General features: G+C 74.0%; 12 protein-coding genes. 8 read left to right on the top strand and 4 right to left on the bottom strand.

Translation table 11 applies throughout. The features are described from left to right. Positions 1 to 25 precede the first annotated feature (25 nt). From OHQ87_RS24380 to OHQ87_RS24390, 3 genes are all read left to right on the top strand, one after another. Positions 26 to 1,879, top strand: a complete 1,854-nt coding sequence (locus tag OHQ87_RS24380; RefSeq protein ID WP_328341501.1) for an ABC transporter — start codon at positions 26 to 28, stop codon at positions 1,877 to 1,879. Positions 1,880 to 1,896: 17 nt separating this feature from the next. Beyond that, the gene (locus OHQ87_RS24385; protein WP_328348980.1) at positions 1,897 to 3,558 is read left to right on the top strand and encodes a GTPase; all 1,662 of its coding nucleotides are present in this window, start codon (positions 1,897 to 1,899) and stop codon (positions 3,556 to 3,558) included. Between the two features lie 121 nt (positions 3,559 to 3,679). Continuing rightward, positions 3,680 to 4,906 (top strand): hypothetical protein, encoded by a 1,227-nt coding sequence (locus OHQ87_RS24390; protein ID WP_328341503.1) that lies wholly within the window; start codon positions 3,680 to 3,682, stop codon positions 4,904 to 4,906. A 12-nt stretch (positions 4,907 to 4,918) separates the two neighbouring features. Here OHQ87_RS24390 and OHQ87_RS24395 read toward each other — a convergent pair whose 3' ends face one another. Both OHQ87_RS24395 and OHQ87_RS24400 read right to left on the bottom strand, forming a co-directional pair. Next, positions 4,919 to 5,830, bottom strand: coding sequence for a hypothetical protein (locus OHQ87_RS24395; protein WP_328341504.1), 912 nt, complete (start codon positions 5,828 to 5,830; stop codon positions 4,919 to 4,921). Next, positions 5,827 to 6,966 (bottom strand): SPFH domain-containing protein, encoded by a 1,140-nt coding sequence (locus tag OHQ87_RS24400; protein ID WP_328341506.1) that lies wholly within the window; start codon positions 6,964 to 6,966, stop codon positions 5,827 to 5,829. The genes OHQ87_RS24395 and OHQ87_RS24400 overlap by 4 nt, the downstream gene beginning before the upstream one ends. A 76-nt stretch (positions 6,967 to 7,042) precedes the next feature. Here OHQ87_RS24400 and OHQ87_RS24405 point away from each other — a divergent pair, with 76 nt between their 5' ends. Further along, positions 7,043 to 7,729 carry an NUDIX hydrolase gene (locus OHQ87_RS24405; RefSeq protein ID WP_328341508.1) on the top strand — a complete coding sequence of 229 codons (687 nt, stop codon included), beginning with the start codon at positions 7,043 to 7,045 and terminating at the stop codon, positions 7,727 to 7,729. A 91-nt stretch (positions 7,730 to 7,820) separates the two neighbouring features. On the opposite strand, the gene OHQ87_RS24410 is transcribed toward OHQ87_RS24405, so the two are convergent. Further along, positions 7,821 to 8,426, bottom strand: coding sequence for a phosphatase PAP2 family protein (locus tag OHQ87_RS24410; RefSeq protein ID WP_328341510.1), 606 nt, complete (start codon positions 8,424 to 8,426; stop codon positions 7,821 to 7,823). 359 nt (positions 8,427 to 8,785) lie between these two features. Next, on the bottom strand, positions 8,786 to 9,718 hold the full coding sequence (locus OHQ87_RS24415; RefSeq protein ID WP_328341512.1) for a hypothetical protein: 933 nt from the start codon (positions 9,716 to 9,718) through the stop codon (positions 8,786 to 8,788). A gap of 494 nt (positions 9,719 to 10,212) precedes the next feature. On the opposite strand from OHQ87_RS24415, the gene pdhA reads away from it, so the two are divergent. The 4 genes from pdhA (at position 10,213) to OHQ87_RS24435 (ending at position 14,200) form a co-directional block, all read left to right on the top strand. After that, positions 10,213 to 11,391 (top strand): pyruvate dehydrogenase (acetyl-transferring) E1 component subunit alpha, encoded by a 1,179-nt coding sequence (pdhA, locus tag OHQ87_RS24420; protein ID WP_328341514.1) that lies wholly within the window; start codon positions 10,213 to 10,215, stop codon positions 11,389 to 11,391. Then, positions 11,391 to 12,380, top strand: a complete 990-nt coding sequence (locus tag OHQ87_RS24425) for an alpha-ketoacid dehydrogenase subunit beta (RefSeq protein WP_328341516.1) — start codon at positions 11,391 to 11,393, stop codon at positions 12,378 to 12,380. The genes pdhA and OHQ87_RS24425 overlap by 1 nt, the downstream gene beginning before the upstream one ends. A 5-nt stretch (positions 12,381 to 12,385) precedes the next feature. Continuing rightward, positions 12,386 to 13,843 carry a dihydrolipoamide acetyltransferase family protein gene (locus OHQ87_RS24430; protein WP_328348981.1) on the top strand — a complete coding sequence of 486 codons (1,458 nt, stop codon included), beginning with the start codon at positions 12,386 to 12,388 and terminating at the stop codon, positions 13,841 to 13,843. Positions 13,844 to 14,062: 219 nt separating this feature from the next. Continuing rightward, positions 14,063 to 14,200 (top strand): hypothetical protein, encoded by a 138-nt coding sequence (locus OHQ87_RS24435; RefSeq protein ID WP_168222356.1) that lies wholly within the window; start codon positions 14,063 to 14,065, stop codon positions 14,198 to 14,200. Positions 14,201 to 14,240: the final 40 nt, after the last annotated feature.

Here is a 14,240-nt window from a genome sequence, read left to right on the forward strand (position 1 = left end):
TGCATCGGTCGGGCACGCTTTAGCGGTGACGACGCACGGCGATCCCGCCACCCGGTCCGGCGCGCCCACCGTCGCCGCCCGCACCGGGCCGTCGGAGACCGACGAGACGCCGCCCGGCACCACCGGAGACGGCCTGCCCGCCGCCCTCACCGGCCTGCGGGCCGCGATCGGCGCGACCCGGTTCCCGTTGGCGCTGCCCTCGGCCGAGCCGGCCCGGCACACCGGCCGGGCGCTGACCGACCAGCTCGACGACTACCTGCTGCCCCGGCTGGCCCGGCTCGACGCCCCACTGCTCGTGGTCGTCGGCGGCTCCACCGGCGCGGGCAAGTCGACCCTGGTCAACAGCCTCGTCCAGGCCCGGGTGAGCGCCGCCGGCGTGCTCCGCCCCACCACCCGGTCCCCGGTGCTGGTCTGCAACCCGGCCGACTCCGCCTGGTTCCGCCAGGGTGAGCTGCTGCCCGGTCTGACCCGCACCAACGAGCCCAGCGAGGACCCGGGCACCCTGCACCTGGTCACCGCGCCCGCGCTCCCACCCGGGCTGGCCTTCCTCGACGCCCCCGACATCGACTCGGTGGTCGACGCCAACCGGGCCCTCGCCGGCCAACTGCTCGCCGCCGCCGACCTCTGGCTCTTCGTCACCACCGCCGCCCGGTACGCCGACGCCGTCCCGTGGGAGCTGCTGCGCACCGCCCGCTCCCGGGGGGCCGCGATCGCCATGGTGCTCGACCGGGTGCCGCCCGAGGCCGCCGACGAGATCGCCGCCCACCTGTCCGAGATGCTCGCCGCCCAGGAGCTCGGCGCGGCACCGCTGTTCGTCCTGCCGGAGACCTGGGTCGACGGTCAGGGTCTGCTCCCCGACCGGGTCACCGCACCACTGGGCAGCTGGTTCGCCCGGCTCGCCGCCGACGCCGAGGCCCGCGCCGCCGTGGTCCGGCAGACCCTGGACGGCGCACTCGCCTCGCTGCACCCGACCGTGGAGGCGCTCGCCGACGCGGCCGACGAACAGGTCGCCGCCGCCGACGCGCTTGACGACCGGGTCCGGGCCGCCTACAAGGGCGCGCACCGCACCGTGGCCGAGGGGCTGAAGGACGGCCGGCTGCTGCGCGGTGAGGTGCTCGCCCGCTGGCAGGAGTTCGTCGGCACCGGGGAGTTCTTCCGGACGCTGGAGGCCCGGATCGGCCGGCTGCGCGACCGGCTCGTCGCCGCGGTCACCGGTCGGCCCGCCACCCCCGCCACCGAGCTGCGCAACGCCATCGAGTCGCAGCTGGTCACCCTGCTGCGCGGAGTCTCCTCCGAGGCGGCGGAGCACACGTACACCGCCTGGAAGGCGCACCCGGCCGGGGCCGCGCTGCTCGAACCGCCGCTGGCGCACGCCTCGGCCGAGCTGCCCGAACGGGCCGAGCGACTGGTCCGGGACTGGCAGCGGGCGGTGCTGGAGCTGGTCCGGGAGGAGGGCGGCGACCGGCGGTTCGTGGCCCGGACGGCCGCGTACGCGGTCAACGCCACCGGGCTGGCCGTGATGATCGCCGTCTTCGCCTCCACCGCCTTCATCCCGACCGGCCTGGAGGTCGCCACCGGGGCGGGCACCACAGTCGCCGCGCAGGCCGTACTCCAGGCGATCTTCGGCGACCAGGCGGTGCGTACCCTCGCCGCGAAGGCCCGGGGTGACCTGCTGGACCGGGTCCGCACGCTGCTGGACGAGGAGGCGGCCCGCTACCTGTCCCGCACCGACGCGGCCCGGTGCGGTGCGGAGGCCGCCGCCGGGCTGCGTCGGGCCGCCGGCCGGGTCGAGGTGGCCCGGCACCGCAGCGGCCTCGCCGACCGGGTCGGCCAGGCCCTGCCGACCCCCACCCCGACCTCCGAGGAGGGCACCCGGTGACCAACATCGTCGGCCGGATGCGCGAGGCGCTCCGGGGTGACCAGCGGGTCGACGCCGATACCCTGGTGGCCCGCCTCGACGCGGTCCGCCGGTTCCTCGACGCGGTCGACGGCGAGGTGCCCGACGCCCAGTTGGTCGGCGCGAACACCCTGGTCGAGCGGGCCGGCACCCGGTTGTCACTGTCCCGGGACCACACCGTGGTGGCGTTGGCCGGTGCCACCGGCAGCGGCAAGTCCAGCCTGTTCAACTCCCTGGCCCAGCTGGATCTCTCCCCGGTCGGGGTGCGCCGGCCCACCACCGGTGTCGCGCACGCCTGCGTCTGGGGGCCGTTGGACGGCGGCAACCAACTGCTCGACTGGGTCGGCGTGCTGCCCCGGCACCGGTTCGTCAGGGAGAGCGCGCTGGACGGCGACGACGAGTCCGCCCTGCACGGGTTGATCCTGCTCGACCTGCCCGACTTCGACTCGGTGCAGCGGTCCCACCGGCTGGAGGTGGACCGGCTGCTCGGCCTGGTCGACCTGGTGGTCTGGGTGGTCGACCCGCAGAAGTACGCCGACCGGGTGATCCACACCAGCTACCTGCGCGAGTTCCACAGGCACCGGGAGGTGACGGTGGTGGTGCTCAACCAGGCCGACCGGTTGCCCCCGGCCGAGTTACCCCGGGTCCTCGCCGACCTGCGCCGGCTGCTCGACGTCGACGGGCTCGACGGGGTGCCGCTGCTGGCCACCACCGCGGTCGAGCCGGGCGGGATGACCGGGCTGCGGGAGGCGCTGGAACGGGCGGTCTCGGATCGGCAGGCCGCGCTGCGCCGGCTCTCCGGCGACGCCGACACGGTGGCGACCGCGCTTGGCGAACTGGTCGCCGTCGAAGCTCCGGGGCACGTCCCGGACGCCGGAACGGTCCGCGCCCTGGACCGGGCGCTGGCCGAGGCGGCCGGGGTGCCGGCGGTGGCGGGCGCGGTCGAGGGGGCGTACCGGCACCGGGCCGGCGGGACCACCGGCTGGCCGCTGGTACGCGGTTGGCGCAGGCTGCGCCCGGACCCGCTGCGCCGGCTGCACCTGCCCGGCCCGTCCACCGACCCGCAGCAGCCGGAGCAGCCACTGCTCGGGGCGACCTCGGTACCCGAACCGACGGCCGCCCAACAGTCCGCCCTCGGGTTGGCCATCCGCGCGGTCGGCGACAGGTCCGGCGGGGAGCTGCCGGCACCCTGGCCGGCCGCGGTGACCGCCGCCGCCCGGTCCCGGCTGGCCGACCTGCCGGACGCGTTGGACGGGGCGGTCGCCGGCACCGACCTGGGGATGGACCGCCGGCCCGCCTGGTGGCGGCTGGTGGGTGCCCTCCAGTGGCTGGTCACCCTCGCCGCCGTGGCCGGGCTGGGCTGGCTGGTGCTCGGCTACGCGCTGCGTGCCCTCGGGCTGCCGGCGCTGGATTACCCACGGGTGGGCGAGGCGCCGCTGCCGACCGTACTCCTGCTCGGTGGTCTGCTCGCCGGTTTGTTGGTGGCGGCGGTGACCCGGCCGGTGGTCCGCTGGGCGGCCCGGCGGGCCCGGCAGCGGGCCGAACAGCGGCTGACCGAAGCGGTCGCCCGGATCGGCGCGGAGTACGTCCTCATCCCCGTCCGGGTCATCATCGACCGGTACGCCCTCGCCCGTCAGGCCTGGCAGGACGCCGCCCGCTGACCGGCACCCGACCGGGCGCGGGCGGCCGAACGCCACCCGTCGACGAACGCCCGGCCACCCGCCGGTGAACGCCGCCGTCGGCACGGGTGTCCGGGGCGGCGCGGCGGCGTAGGGTCGTGCCATGGCCACGCCACAGACCCCCTACGACGCGGTGCTCTCCGCGGCCCGCGACGTGACCAGGCTGGACTGCGCGCTCGACGCCGAGATGCTCGGCACGGCGCTGCTGGGCAGCGTCTACGCGATCGCCGAGACCGACCGGGAGACGGCGGTCCGGGACTTCGTCTCCGGTTTCCTCGCCGCCACCTCCCGTCGCCGCACGGCCGCCGCCACCACCATCCGCCAGGTCTTCGCCGCTCTGGTGCCCGATGCCGAGGGCGCGGCGAAGGTCCGCCCCGGTGCGCAGGCGCCGGCCTGGGCCGGTCAGCTCGGCCGGGTCCGCCTCACCGGCACCTGGTCGTACGGCGACGTGTTCGGCGACCAGACCTCCTACCTGGCCACCTTCGCCTACGACGACGAGCTGGGCGGCCCGGAGCACGCCCTGGTGGCGCTTGTCGACCACAACATCGGCATCACCAAGGACGTCTTCGTCGGTGGGCCGGCCGAACGGATCCTGGACCAGGTCCGGCAGATGTGCGCCGACGACGACCTGACCTGGTTCCGGGAGGAGGACCCGGCCCGGATGCACGGCGAGGTGCGCCGCCACCTGGCGATCACCGACGACCTCGGTGACCTGCCCGCCGAGGGTTCGCTCGCCACCGACCGGGCGCTGGTCGGGGCGCGGTTGGCGGTGCTGCCCGGGACGGACGCCGACACCACCGAGGGTGTCGCGGAGCCGCTCGACGCCGACGAGCGCACCGCGCTGGTACGGGCCTTCCTCGCCTCCCCCGAGGCGGCCCGGTACGGACTGAACACCCTCGACAGCGACGCCGAGCTGGCCTCGTTGCACTTCTGCCTGGGTCTGCTCTTCGACCACTCGGCGAGCTTCCCGGATGCCGACCCGCTGCGGTGGAGTCCGGCCGTGGCCGGGTTGTTCCTGCTCGACTGGGTGCACCGGCGGGCCGTGCTGGACATGGACGACGCGGCGCTGCTGCCCCGGGTGCTGCGTGCCTGGGCGGCGTTCGCGGCCCGGCGGCGGGGGCTGCCCGAACGGGCCGCCACCCAGACCGACGAGGCGATCGAGGAGCTGGTGCCGGAGTTCGCCCGGCTCTACTCGACAGGCGAGCGACGCAGCCCGGCGACGGCGGCGGTGGCCCAGTTGATGGCCGACGGCGTCGACCCGGACGACCCGGTCGCCCTGGACGCCTGGATCGAGGCCAACCGGCAGCGTCTCGGCGACGACACCCCCTGAGCGCCTGACGGTCTACGGCTCGACCAGGGCCAGTCGGCCGGGGGCGACGTCGAGGCGGATCCGCTGGCCCCAGCGCAGCGCCAGCCGATCCGCCTCCAACCCGTCGGCGAAGGCCACCAGGCCGTCGGACTCGGCGGTCAGCTCCAGCGCGTCGGTGCCGTCGAGGCGGCCGGCGACCAGGTCGACCCCGGTGACGGGGGAGGGCCACGCCTCCCGCACGTACCAGCACAGGGCCGGTTCCTGCGGGGCGGGCGGTGGGGCGGCGGTCGGCCGGTCCCGGGCGATCGAGGCACACCAGCCGGTCGCCCCGGTGCCGGTGCCGACGACCACCCCGGAGGAGGACTGCCGTTCCCGGCGGGGGCAGTCGTCCGCGGTGACGTCGAGCAGGTAGCGGGCCGACTGGTGGGAGGCGTGCCCGACGTACACCTCGTTGAGGCCGACCAGCTCCTGGCCGTCGTCGAGGGTGGCCCGGACCATCGCCCGGTGGCGCAGCGGCGCGGCCCCGGCGACCACCGCCGGCAGCAGCGCGGCCACCTGGTCGCCTGTGCACCGGACCAGCACCCCGGCGTTGCGGCCCGGCTCCGGGTCGACGCCGACGACGGGCTGCCCGGTGAGGTACTTCGCCACGTTGGCGACCAGGCCGTCCGGGCCGACGGCGACGATCACGTCCTCCGGACCGAACAGGAACCGGGGCAGGTCGTCCCGGTCCACCGTGCCGCGCCGCCAGTCGGCGGGGACGGCGGCCCCGACTGCGGTCAGCGCCGCCTGGAGGGCCTCGTGCCGGTCGATCACCTCGGCCAGGTCCCGGCCCCGGGCGCGCAGGTACCACTGGGCGGCCGCCCGGGTGCCGTGCCGGGCGAGCAGTTCGTCCAACTCGCTGGGGCGGCGGACCACCACCACCCGGGGGGCCAGCGTGCCGCTCACCGCTCGACCGCCCCGGCTCGCCCGGTGAGCCGCTCGACCGCCCCGACCGGCCCGGTGAGCCGGCCGAGCAGGTCGGCCAGCAGGTCCGGGGTGACGGTGAGCTGGCCGATCTGCGGGAGCTGACCGGCGAGTTCGCGGACGGTGAGGGCTTGCAGCACCGCCGGCGGCAGTTCGGCGTACGCGGCCAGCTTCGCCGCCTCCGCCTCGGCCTCGGCGGCGCCGACGGCGCGTACCGTCTCGGCCTTGGCCAGGGCGAGCACCCGTTCCCGGTCGGCGGCACCGCCGGCGAGCAGCCGGTCCTTCTCCGCCTCGGCGGTGGCCAGCACCCGGGCGCGTCCGGCGGCGGCGGCGTTGGCGACCTGCTCCCGTTCCGCCTTGCCGTGGGCGGTGGCCAGCTCGGCGGCGGCGTCGAGCTCGGCCCGGCGGCGGGTGTTCGCCCCGTGCTGCTCGACGAGCTGCTGCTCCCGCCGGGCCAGCTCGATCTTGTTCTGGAGCTCGTTCTCGGCGATCCCGCGTTCCTGCTCGACGGCCTGCGCCCGGCGGGCGTAGGTGGCCCGGTCGGCCTGCACCTGCACGGCCTCCCGGGTGGGGGTCTGCAGGGCGCGTTCCAGCTCGGGTTCGGGCCGGACGGCGACCACCCGGGCGCTGACCACTGCCACACCGATGTCGGCGAGCCGGGGTTCGGCACCGAGGGCGGCGGAGACCGCCTCGCGGACCGGTGCGACGGTGGTCAGCGCCTCGGCCAGCGGCACCCGGGCGAGCAGGTCGAGGGCGGGTTGTTGGGCCAGCTCGGCCAGGAGCGTGGCCACCTGGTCGAGCGGGCGGGACCGGGACCGGCCGGTGCGCGGGTCGATCGAGAAGTCGAGCCGGGCGGCGGCCAGCGCCGGGTCGGCCACCCGGTAGGTCACGGTGGCCTGGACGGTGATGTCGGCGAAGTCACCGGTCCGGGCGTGGAAGAGCAGGGGCAGTTCCCGGTCGTCCACCGGCACCTCGCTCAGCACGGCGGTCAGCGGCCGGTACCAGAACGACTGGCCGGTCCCCTCCCGGCGGACCCGTCCGTCGACGTGCAGCCGTACCCAGTTGGTGGGTGTCCCGCGCAGGTGGCGCAGGAAGAGTCGTCTCGTCACGTCGGCCATGTCTCGCATCCTCCCCTTTTTCGTCTACATGACGATAAACGATCTGGTAACTTATCGTCAAGGTGGTGATAAAGCGATGACCGACTACCCGCCCTTCGCCGTGACGGTGGACCTGGTGGTGCTCACCGTCCGCGCCGACGAGCTGCACCTGCTGCTGGTCCGCCGGGGCGTCCCGCCGGACGAGGGTCGGTGGGCGCTGCCCGGTGGCTTCGTCGGCATCGACGAGGACCTGCCCGACGCCGCTGTCCGGGAGTTGACCGAGGAGACCGGGCTGCCCGAACCGGCGGGCCACCTGGAACAACTCGGCACGTACGGCCGACCCGGGCGCGATCCGCGCGGACGGGTGGTCACCGTGGCCTGGTTGGCCCTGCTACCCGACCTGCCGACCCCGGTGGCCGGCTCGGACGCCGCCTCGGCCGACTGGGCGCCGGTCGCCCGGCTCACCCCCGGTGAGCTCGCCTTCGACCACGACCGGATCGTCGCCGACGGTCTGGAACGGGCCCGCGCCAAGTTGGAGTACACCCCGCTGGCCAGCGCCTTCTGCCCGCCCGAGTTCACCGTGGCCCAACTGCGGGCCGTCTACGAGACGGTCTGGGGCACCCGGCTGGACCCGCGCAACTTCCACCGCAAGGTCACCGGAACCCCCGGATTCGTCAGCCCTGCGGGCCGGGCCACCGAGGGCGACCGGGGGCGACCCGCCCAACTGTTCCGCCGGGGCCCGGCCACCCGGCTCCACCCACCCATGCTCCGCCCTGAGCCCTGAGCCCTGAGCCCTGAGCCGCCTCCCGCGAACCCCGGCCGCGCCACCGCCCGCCCGACCGACCCGGCCGGTCACCCGGTTCGGGGTGGGAGCCTCAGAAGAGCGGGCCGTAGACCACCCCGGCCACCAGGCCGCCCACCAGCGCACCCACCACGACCTGGGCGACGGTGTGGTCACGCAGCCGCACCCGGGACCAGCCGACCAGACCGAGCAGCGGCACGGCCGGCAGCAACCGGGGACCGAAGGTGAGCAGCAGCACCACGAGCGTGCCGGCGGCCACCGCCGAGTGGATCGACATCTTCCACCAGTGGCTCACCGACACCGCCACCACCAGACCGACCACCCCGGCGGCGACCAGGGCCAGCACCGACCGCGGCGCATCGAGCGCCGCGAGCAGCGCCAGCCCGGCGGCGGCCGAGGCGAGCCCGAGCAGCAGCGGTACCCGGCGCTGCTCGCGGCGTCCGATGTGATGGTCGGTGAGTCGGCCCCGCCGCACCCCACCCATGATGTAGGCGAACGGGACGCCGGCGGCGAAGACCGTGGCGAGCAGCCCCCAGGCCAGCCCACGCGCCCCACCGGCACTGTGCCAGCCGATCAGCACGGTCAGCCCGCTGACCAGCACGGCCGGCGCGGTCAACTCGGTCACCACCCGGGCCGCCCGGGTCACCGCCCCTGCCGGCACGACCGGCTCGGCCTCCACCGGGGCGGATGCGGTCCGCTCGGCGGCAACCGGGAGGCCCCCGGCTGGAGCGGGTCCGGCCGGAGCCGGTCCGGCCGGAGCAGGGACAGCCGGGTCGCCGTCGACCGGGGTACGTCCGGGGGTCGTCGCCGGCCGGTCGCCGCCCTCGTCGCGCGTGCTCAGCGTTCCGCCCCCAATCCCTTCCGCCTGACCCGGCACGCCGTGGTGGTCGACGGGTCGGCCGTCGGCATCCGAACCGCGCGGCTCAGAGTGGCCTCAAGATCAGATTGCGATTCTGCAGACGACACGCCGATACGAGTACGCGAAATCACAATCTGATCATGGTGGCCCGTCCCGCCCTCACGCGACGACGCTGCGACTCAGCCTGCGGCGTCGACCGTCACCGTACCGTCGGGACCGGTGGTGTCGTGGCCGGTCGGCGCGGGCACGGCGGGTGCCAGCGGCGCGGGGGCCGGAGTGGCCGACGGGGGCGCGGGCCGGGCCGGCGGGCGGGCCGGATCCGGGCCGACGCGGGGCACGGGGCGGGCTTCGTCCAACGGGCGCAGGGCGCGGGGCGCGCGGGTGGGGATCGCCGTCGCGGTGGGCCGGGGGCGCGCCGTGGGGATCAGGGTGACCGTGACGGTGGGGCCCGGTGTCGGGGTGGGCTCGGGCACCTGTGTGGGCTCGGACGACGGGGTGGGCTCAGGCGACGGGGTGGGCTCGGGCGGAGGGGTGGGCTCGGACGGCGGGGTGTCGGGGGGCGCCGAGGTCGGCGACGGGTCCGGCGGTGGCTCGGAGAGGGTGGCCGTCGGCTCGGCGGTCGGGCTCGGGTCCGCGCTCGGTGCGGCGGTGGGTGCGGGACGGGACGGACCGGTCGGCGGGGACGTCCGGCGGATCGGTCGGGGCGTGGTGACGGGTGGCGGAGCGGGACGGTGGGCGGAGCCGGCGTCCACGGTGGGCGGGGCCGGGGCGGCAGCCGGAACGGGCGGCGGCGGTGCGACGGTCGGCGGGAGGGCCGGCTGGCCGGTGGCGGGCACCGGTACGACCACCGGGCCGACCGACGGGGTGGGCAGGAACGGGGTGCCGCCGTCCGGTAGCGCGGTGCTGCCCACGGTGGCCGATCCGGTGCTGATCGCGGCGAGCACGGGCATCGAGGCGGCCCCGGCGAGCAGGGCGACGGTGAACAGGTAGCCACGGTGTGGCCCACCGAGGCCGGGGGCCCGGTGGACGCCGATCATCCGCCGGTAGCTGCCTCCACCGGCCCGGTGCCGGCCGAGGAGCGGGACCGGAGGACCGTCACCATGCTCGGACACCGCACCACTCCCTCGTCGACCTGGACACCATCGTCGGTGGACAGCCCGGACCTGAACGGACATTATGCGCTAAACGCCCATCGACCACGTCAGCTTGACCCAGTGACGCCCAGTTCACCAGGCACCACAGCGTGTCGACACACAAAAAGTCCGTCGTGGCCACTCGGCCATACCGACAAAAGAGTCCACGCGTCATGAAGCGGACATCGTCCCACCGGCGGGAGGGCCATACTGTGGGGCCGCTCACCTCCTCTGCAATCATTCAGGCACGACGGCAACGCAGCCGCACCTCCGCGTACCCCGTGGCAGGCGTAGCTGGTCGCCGGCGCTCCCGAACCGGGTTCTACCCATGGATCCGGCTCAGGCCGCGCGGCAACCCCCACCGGGGCTAGGCACGGCCGCCAGGAACCAGTCCGGCAACAGCCGGGCCGGCGCACGTTGTGCGCGGACGGGTGACCCCCCGGCTCGGGCACAGACACGACAGGGAGAGACGGATGGCAAAGGGCGACCCTGCGGTCTCCAGCCGCGGCCGGCGAGCCGCACCCCGGTCCCGGCGAACCGCCGCGACCGGCGAGCCGGAACTCGTACAGCTGCTCACCCCGACCGGCGAGCGCATCGAGAGCGCCGTCGGCCCGGACGGCACCGAGTACCGCGTCGACTTCACCGACGAGGAGTACCGCGGCCTCTACCGCGATCTGGTGCTGGTCCGCAAGCTCGACGCCGAGGCGACCGCACTGCAGCGGCAGGGTGAGCTGGGCCTCTGGGCCTCGCTGCTCGGCCAGGAGGCGGCCCAGGTCGGCTCCGGGCGGGCGCTGCGCAGCCAGGACATGGCCTTCCCGACCTACCGGGAACACGGCGTGCTCTACTGCCGGGGCATCGACCCGATCATGCCGCTCGGCCTGTTCCGCGGCGTCGACCAGGGCGGCTGGGACCCGAACGAGTTCAAGTTCAACATGTACACGATCGTCATCGGGGCGCAGACCCTGCACGCGACCGGGTACGCCATGGGCGTCCACATGGACGGCCGCACCGGCACCGAGGACGGCGAGGCGGTGATCGCCTACTTCGGCGACGGCGCCACCAGCCAGGGCGACGTCAACGAGTCGTTCGTCTGGGCCAGCGTCTTCAACGTCCCGCTCGTCTTCTTCTGCCAGAACAACCAGTACGCCATCTCCGAACCGCTGGAACGGCAGACCCGGGTGCCGCTCTACCGCCGGGCCGGGGGCTTCGGCTTCCCCGGCGTCCGGGTGGACGGCAACGACGTGCTCGCGTCGTACGCGGTGACCCGGCACGCGCTGGACAACGCCCGGCTCGGCCAGGGCCCCAGCCTGATCGAGGCGTACACCTACCGGATGGGGGCGCACACCACCTCCGACGACCCCACCCGCTACCGGATCGCCAGCGAGGTCGAGGCCTGGCAGGCCAAGGACCCGATCGCCCGGATGAAGGCGTTCCTCGACAAGCAGCAGATCGCCGACGCCGACTTCTTCGCGTCGGTGGACGAGCAGGCCCGCGCCGAGTCGGTGCACCTGCGCGAACGGGTGCTCGAACTCCCCGACCCGGCCCCGGTGTCGATGTTCGACCACGTCTACCCGCACGGGTCGCCCGAGGTGGACGCGCAGCGGGCGCAGTTCAGCAGGTACCTGGAGTCGTTCGAGGGGAGCGCGCACTGATGGCCACGGAGACGCTCACCCTCGGCAAGGCCCTCAACACCGGCCTGCGCCGGGCTCTGGAGAACGACCCGAAGGTCGTCATCATGGGCGAGGACGTCGGCAAGCTCGGCGGCGTCTTCCGGATCACCGACGGGTTGCAGAAGGACTTCGGCGACCAGCGGGTGATCGACACCCCGTTGGCCGAGTCCGGCATCATCGGCACCGCCGTCGGCCTGGCCATCCGGGGCTTCCGGCCGGTCTGCGAGATCCAGTTCGACGGCTTCGTCTACCCGGCGTACGACCAGATCGTGTCGCAGGTGGCCAAGATGCACTACCGCTCCCAGGGCAAGGTCACCATCCCGATGGTGATCCGGATTCCCTACGGCGGTGGCATCGGCGCGGTGGAGCACCACTCCGAGTCGCCGGAGGCGTACTTCTCGCACACCGCCGGTCTGAAGGTGGTGACCTGCGCCAACCCGCAGGACGCGTACGTGATGATCCAGCAGGCCATCGCCTCGGACGACCCGATCGTCTTCCTGGAGCCGAAGCGGCGCTACTGGGAGAAGGGCCCGGTCGAGCTGGACGCCCCGCTGTCCGGGGCGTACCCGCTGCACTCCGCCCGGGTGGTGCGGCCGGGCACCGCCGCCACCGTGCTGGCGTACGGCCCGATGGTGCGCACCTGCATCGAGGCGGCGACCGCCGCCGCCGAGGACGGCCGGGAGCTGGAGGTCGTCGACCTGCGCACGCTCTCCCCGCTGGACCTGACCGCCGTGTACGAGTCGGTGCGGCGCACCGGCCGGTGCGTGGTCGTCCACGAGGCCCCCGGCAACCTGGGCCTGGGTTCGGAGATCGCGGCGCGGATCACCGAGGAGTGCTTCTACTCCCTGGAGTCCCCGGTGCTGCGGGTGACCGGCTACGACACCCCCTACCCGGCCAGCCGGGTGGAGGAGGAGTACCTGCCCGACCTCGACCGGGTGCTCGACGCCGTCGACCGCTCCTTCGGCTGGTGAGCGCGATGTCCCGGATCAAGGAGTTCAACCTGCCCGACCTGGGTGAGGGCCTGACCGAGGGCGAGATCCTCGCCTGGCTGGTCAAGGTGGGCGACATCATCGAGCTGAACCAGCCGATCGTCGAGGTCGAGACGGCCAAGGCTGCCGTCGAGATCCCGGCGAAGTGGGCCGGCGAGGTGCGGTCGATCTTCCACCCGGAGGGCAGCACGGTCGAGGTCGGCACCCCGATCATCGCGATCGACACCGACCCCGGCGCCGGCCCGATCGCCGAGTCCACCACCGCCGCCCCCAGCTCCGCCCTGCCCACCCCCTCGGCCGCCGCGCTGGCCGCAGTCGAGCTGGCTCCCGCCGAGGGCGCCGTCGAGCCGGGCATGATCGGTGGTCCCGCCCCCGGTGGCCGTACCGCCGTCCTGGTCGGCTACGGGCCGCGTACCACCTCCGCAAAACGCCGCCCCCGCAAATCCCCCACGACTCCCCACTCCGTCGATCATGGAGTTGTGGTGGGTGACAAAATCACCCCTACCCCCGCAAGCCAGGCACCATCCCTCCATGATCGACCGGGTACGAGCGGGCCGGTGCTGGCGAAGCCGCCGGTGCGGAAGCTTGCGAAGGATCTCGGGATCGACCTGGCCACGCTGAGCGGGTCGGGTCCGCTCGGGTCGATCACGCGGGAGGACGTACACGCGGCGGCGAACGGGAGCACGACGGCGGCCGAGCCGCTGGCGGCGGCCCCACCGGTCACGGCGGCCGCGAGCTTCGGCGCGGACCGCGAGCAGCGCATCCCCGTCAAGGGGGTACGCAAGCTCACCGCCGAGAACATGTCCCGCTCGGCGTTCACCGCTCCGCACGTCACGGAGTTCCTGACAGTGGACGTGACCCGGGCGATGAAGGCGCTCGACCGGCTGCGTGACCGGCGGGAGTGGCGCGAGGTCCGGGTCTCGCCGTTGCTGCTGGTCGCCAAGGCGGTGCTGCTGGCGGTCAAGCGGCACCCGATGGTCAACTCGACCTGGGCGGGCGACGAGATCGTCGTCAAGGAGTACGTCAACCTGGGCATCGCGGCGGCCACCGGGCGCGGTCTGATCGTGCCGAACATCAAGGACGCCGGACGACTCACGCTGCGTGAGCTGGCAGATGCGATGACGGGCCTGGTGCAGACGGCCAAGGCGGGGAAGACCTCCCCGGCGGACATGTCCGGCGGTACGTTGACGATCACCAACGTCGGGGTCTTCGGAGTCGACACCGGCACCCCGATCCTTCCCCCCGGGGAGGCGGCGATCCTGGCCTTCGGCGCGGTCCGCGAACTGCCCTGGGTACACAAGGGCAAGGTCAAGCCACGCCAGGTGACCACGCTGGGGCTCTCCTTCGATCACCGGATCGTCGACGGCGAGCTGGGATCGAAGTTCCTGCGCGACATCGGCGACTTCCTCGCCGACCCGGAGGCGGCCCTGCTCGCCTGGACCTGATCACGCGACGTGCGGCGACGGCCGGTGTGCCCAGGGTGAACTCCTGACACACCGGCCGTTGCCATCCAGGGAAGAAACAGTGGCCTAGATCCCTCCTTGACCTACGATCCTTAGGCGGGTGTCTCAGCTCACCTAACAATCGATGGCAGGCGGCGATCGGTTGGTGTTCAATGGAGTCATCAGGGGCTGACAACCGAATAGCCGGAAGAGAGACACACCATGAGCATGATCGAGCGAATCCGCACCCGTCGTGACGCCAACCGTCGGGCCCGTGCCATCGAGCACGCACTGCGTTCCGCCAACTCGCCGGCGGTCCGCGAGGAGATCCTCGCGATCGCCCAGCGTCACATGAGCTGATGCGGCAGCGACTCTCCCACCTCCCCCAGATCGATGACCC

Source organism: Micromonospora sp. NBC_00421 (genome assembly GCF_036017915.1).
In the GTDB taxonomy this organism is placed as follows: Bacteria; Actinomycetota; Actinomycetes; order Mycobacteriales; family Micromonosporaceae; genus Micromonospora.

Excerpts from the sequence above, each read along its gene's own strand:
- OHQ87_RS24430 (WP_328348981.1), top strand. The coding sequence starts at position 12,386 with ATGTCCCGGATCAAGGAGTTCAACCTGCCCGACCTGGGTGAGGGCCTG.
- OHQ87_RS24405 (WP_328341508.1), top strand. The coding sequence starts at position 7,043 with ATGACCGACTACCCGCCCTTCGCCGTGACGGTGGACCTGGTGGTGCTC.
- OHQ87_RS24400 (WP_328341506.1), bottom strand. The coding sequence starts at position 6,966 with ATGGCCGACGTGACGAGACGACTCTTCCTGCGCCACCTGCGCGGGACA.
- pdhA (WP_328341514.1), top strand. The coding sequence starts at position 10,213 with ATGGCAAAGGGCGACCCTGCGGTCTCCAGCCGCGGCCGGCGAGCCGCA.
- OHQ87_RS24390 (WP_328341503.1), top strand. The coding sequence starts at position 3,680 with ATGGCCACGCCACAGACCCCCTACGACGCGGTGCTCTCCGCGGCCCGC.
- OHQ87_RS24425 (WP_328341516.1), top strand. The coding sequence starts at position 11,391 with ATGGCCACGGAGACGCTCACCCTCGGCAAGGCCCTCAACACCGGCCTG.
- OHQ87_RS24385 (WP_328348980.1), top strand. The coding sequence starts at position 1,897 with ATGCGCGAGGCGCTCCGGGGTGACCAGCGGGTCGACGCCGATACCCTG.
- OHQ87_RS24435 (WP_168222356.1), top strand. The coding sequence starts at position 14,063 with ATGAGCATGATCGAGCGAATCCGCACCCGTCGTGACGCCAACCGTCGG.